The sequence below is a fragment of the Chloroflexaceae bacterium genome (assembly GCA_025057155.1).
GTDB lineage: Bacteria > Chloroflexota > Chloroflexia > Chloroflexales > Chloroflexaceae > JACAEO01.
Genome location: JANWYD010000126.1, coordinates 1 through 377, shown reverse-complemented (window position 1 = coordinate 377; position 377 = coordinate 1). Strand labels below are relative to the sequence as shown.

The following is a 377-nucleotide window of genomic DNA, read 5'->3' as shown; positions in this document are numbered from 1 at the left end:
TCATTAGGCGCCGGACGGGTGGGAGGATAGCGAAATAGTTATTCAAAGTCCATTAGCTCAGGAAACACAAAGCCCATCCTGCATGTGCCTGGCAGCGGGCAGGATGGGCATCAGCGATGGTGGAGATGGGGGGAGTCGAACCCCCGTCCAGAAAAGTTAGACTCAGGCGTCTACAAGCTTAGTCCGTCGTTTGCTGTCGCTCGCAGTCGCACGGCGGACAGAGCGACTTTTGAGCCATCCTGCTTATCTTAGCCCGGCGTAGCAGGCGTTCGCCGGGAGCGCCCCGACTGTCTGACGCTCGAACTTACTCCATCGGGGTGGGAGCAAGGGAGCGGGCTGCTGTTTTCTTAGGCAGCCAGAGCCATCGCCGGCTTGAA

General features: G+C 58.9%; 1 other RNA gene. It reads right to left on the bottom strand.

Annotation, left to right across the window (positions count from 1 at the left end):
* Window positions 1-117: 117 nt before the first annotated feature.
* Window positions 118-377, bottom strand: a transfer-messenger RNA (tmRNA) gene (ssrA, locus tag NZU74_20610); the annotation flags it as partial.